A 3,357-nucleotide genomic window follows, 5' to 3' on the forward strand; every position below is an offset into this window, starting at 1 on the left:
GCGCCGTCCCGCCCGCTCACGCTGGCGGTGGTCGGCGTCGAGCCGGACCAGACCGCGCTGTCGCGCGAGCAGGCGGAGGAGGCCCGCCTTGCGGTGGAGGCGAGGCTGCAGGCGACCGGCCGGGTGCGGCTCGCGGCCGCCGCGGACGTGGTCCGCGTCAAGGCGCTCAGGGAAAGCGTCGCCGGCCTGTCTGCCGCCGAGGCGGAGGCGCAGATCAAGGCGGCGTTCTCCGGCGACGCGGCGGTGTTTCTGGCGACCCCGTCGCGGAGCGGGACGGAGGCGGCGTTCCGCCTGCTCGCCATCGGGGCCGCCGCGGACTGCAAGGCGACCAGCGAGCCCGTGACCGCGCCGATCCGCTCCGGTCCGGGCCTCGCCGACATCGACGCGGTGTTCGCAGGCGCGGTGCGGGCGCTGACCTCGGCGGCGCCGGACGTGGCGGCGGTGCAGGTTTGTCCGTTCCGCTCGTCCGGCGGACGGTCGAGCTGCGGCGCGGCGCTCGCCGAACGGCTGACCATCGCCCTCGACGTGGAGGCCCGCTCCGCCGACCGCACGCTGAGAGAGGCGCCGCTCACCGTCACGCGTGCTCCGGAAGGCCGCTGCGAGGCGGCCGGCGACGGCGTGACCGCGCTCGGCGCCTTCGACCACGACCGGGAGGGGCGCTCGTGGATGAGCCTCGAATTCCGCCGCGCCGGCGCCGTGCTCGCCCCCACCGGCCGGACGCGCATCTCCGCCGAGGGGCTCGGCTGCGATCCCGCCATCCGCCCGTTTCTGGAGCATGTGGCGGCGAGCGCGCCCGTCGCCCGCGACCGGCTCGACGTGGCGGCGCTGGCGACGCCCTTCGCCCAAGGCCAGAGGCTGGAGGTCCGCATCGCCTCCGCCGCGCAACAGAAGCTCTATTGCTGGATTCTCGCGCCCGACGAGACCGCCTATGTGACCCTGCCCGCCGCGGGCGCTCCGCTGGACGAGGCGCCGGCCGAGCGCCGCTATCCGCGGGATTTCGGCCTCGCCGACATCGTGCTCTCGGGCGCGTTCGAGAACCTGTTCGGCTGTTTCGCGGTGGAGGGCGGTCTGCCCAAGGCGATCGAGGCCCGCTGGCTCGCGGCCGCGCCCCGCGCCGATGGCGACGCGACGCTGCTCGGCCGCGAGGACGTGCTGGACCTGATCGAGCAGATCCGAGCCACTCCCGGCGTCGTCGAGGCCACCACCCGCATCGTGGTGCGCTGACGCTCGCCCCGTCAGGGACGGGCGTGTTCCTTTAGCGGATCTCGATGCGGCCGCCGGGCGGCAGCGCGTCGAGCGGGCGGTCGGGGAACGCGCGGGCGTCGCCGCCCATGTCGCGGCGGGCGCGGTCGACGTCGTCCCCGGTCGCGCCCTCGGGCAGCTCCACCAGCAGCCGGCCGTCGCCGATGTCCTCGATCTTCGCGTTCGGGCCGAACAGGGCGCGCAGCGCCGCAAGCGTCGGCGCCGGCACCCGGCCCCGCTCGGCCAGAGCGAAGATCACGCGCCGGTTCTCCACGCAGACCGGGCCGCAGCCGCCGATCTTCGGGTCGGGCGGAGGCGCGCCGGGCGCGGGATCGGGCTTGGGCGCGCCCGTCAGCGCCCGTAGCGCGGCGTCGGCGACGGGCATGACGAAGGTCGCGCGGTTGCGGGGGTCGGCCACGCTCGCGCCGCTGGCGCGGATCGCCTCCAGCAGCGTCGCGACCGGGGCGTCGGGCTGGCGGGCCTTCATGAGAGCCAGCAAGCCGGCCACATGGGGCGCGGCCATGGAGGTGCCGTCGAGCCGGTGGTAGCCGCCGCCCGCCGCCGACAGGATCTGCGTGCCCGGCGCCACCAGATCGACCATGGGCGAGGCGTTGGAGTAGGCGGTCGCGATCCGCCCGGTCTTGTCGAGCGCCCCGACCGTCACCGCGGAGCGGATGCAGGCGGGCTCGGTCACGGCGTCCGCGAAGCCGTTGTTGCCCGAGGCCGCGACCACCGGAAGCCCCGCCGCCGTCAGCCGGTCGATCACCTGCGCGTACGGCGACTGGGCGTCGCAGGCCTCGGTCGCCTTGCCGCCGCCAAGGCTCAGATTGACGGCGGCGACCTTCGCCTGCGCCCGGATCGACTCCACGTAGAGCAGGCCCTTCAGCACGTCGGAGGTGAAGGCGGAGATGCAGGTCGTCACGCCCTTTCCGCAGCGCTGCTCGCCGTCGAAGCGGCTGAACACCTGCACCGCCACCACGCCCGCGCCCGGCGCCACGCCGTCGAGCCGCCCGTCCGGCGACCGGCCGTTCGCGCCGGCGGCGATGCCCGCCACATGGGTGCCGTGGACGCAGTTCGGCGTGACCGCCCGGATGTCGCAGGCGTCGCCGGCGCCGGGGCCGATCGCCTCGCTCCGGCCGCCGGGACAGAGCGACTTCGAGCCCGCCGCGGCGGAGGTGGAGGAAAAGCACGCTTCGGCGACGATGCGGCCCGCGAAGAACGGGTGCGCCCGCGCCACGCCGGTGTCGAGCACGGCGACGGAGACGCCCGCGCCCGTGCCGCCGGCGCCCCAGGCCTCCGGCACGTGCAGCATGCGGGTGCTGTCCGGCAGCAACGCCTGCATCAGGCGGTCGGGCACGACGCGCTCCACGTTCGGGTCGCCCGCGAGCCGGGTCAGCGCCGCGCCGGAGACCTCGGCCACCACGAACGGCGCGTCGCCGATGCGTTCGATCGCGCGGGCGGAGGGGCCGAGCGCGCTTTCCAGATAGGCCTCGGGCGCGCGGGCGGACTCCTGCCGGTTCGGCGCCATCAGCACGATCACGCGCTGGTGGCCGCCCTGGGCGGCCGCGGCGATCAGCTGCTCCGGGACCTTGCGGCTCTGCGCGGCGGCCTCGCCGACCGGCCCGCCCAACGCCGCCACGGCGCCGAGCGCCGCGATCGTTCCCATCCATCTCCGCATCGTCCATCCTCCCGGGCCGGAGTCGATTTCGTCTCTCGCACGCCCATCCTTGTGGCGTCGAGACCCCGTTTCGGTTGCCACGCGCGGCGCGACGGGCGATCGTGATCAAACGGCCACGGCGTCCTCCGGGCGCGGGCGCGACAGGCGGCGAGACCAGAGGCGGAGCGACCCGTTGGACGGATATGTGGCGGCTTCGGGCATCGACGAGGTTTGCGCGGGCGACATCGCCAACGTGGCCGACGGGCGCGATCTGTCGGCCGCCGACCGCGCCTGGCTCGCTCGCAGCGTCACCGGCGCCGTGCGGCCGAACCGCGACAAGCCGTTCTGGGACCTCGCGCATCTGCTGGCGGCGGTCGTTCGCGCCACGGGCTCGTCCGCCGACGCGCTGGACCTGCTGCTGGACCCGGCGCTCGGCCGCGCAGACGCCGCGCGCCGCG

Annotated in this window: 2 protein-coding genes and 1 pseudogene; 2 read left to right on the plus strand and 1 reads right to left on the minus strand. The window is 75.6% G+C overall.

Features of this window, described 5'->3' with window-relative positions:
* Positions 1 to 1,224, plus strand: a 1,224-nt coding sequence (locus ACFQ4O_RS16285) for a hypothetical protein (RefSeq protein WP_378777219.1), incomplete at its 5' end; no start/stop codon positions are given.
* Between the two features lie 31 nt (positions 1,225 to 1,255).
* On the opposite strand, the gene ACFQ4O_RS16290 is transcribed toward ACFQ4O_RS16285, so the two are convergent.
* A complete protein-coding gene (locus ACFQ4O_RS16290; RefSeq protein ID WP_378777221.1) occupies positions 1,256 to 2,908 on the minus strand; it encodes a S8 family peptidase in 1,653 nt (550 codons plus the stop codon).
* Positions 2,909 to 3,104: 196 nt separating this feature from the next.
* On the opposite strand from ACFQ4O_RS16290, the pseudogene ACFQ4O_RS16295 reads away from it, so the two are divergent.
* Positions 3,105 to 3,357: pseudogene (locus tag ACFQ4O_RS16295) on the plus strand (hypothetical protein); the annotation flags it as partial.

The organism is Methylopila musalis (genome assembly GCF_042679725.1).
Lineage (GTDB): Bacteria > Pseudomonadota > Alphaproteobacteria > Rhizobiales > Methylopilaceae > Methylopila > Methylopila musalis.

Excerpts from the sequence above, each read along its gene's own strand:
- ACFQ4O_RS16290 (WP_378777221.1), bottom strand. The coding sequence starts at position 2,908 with ATGGGAACGATCGCGGCGCTCGGCGCCGTGGCGGCGTTGGGCGGGCCG.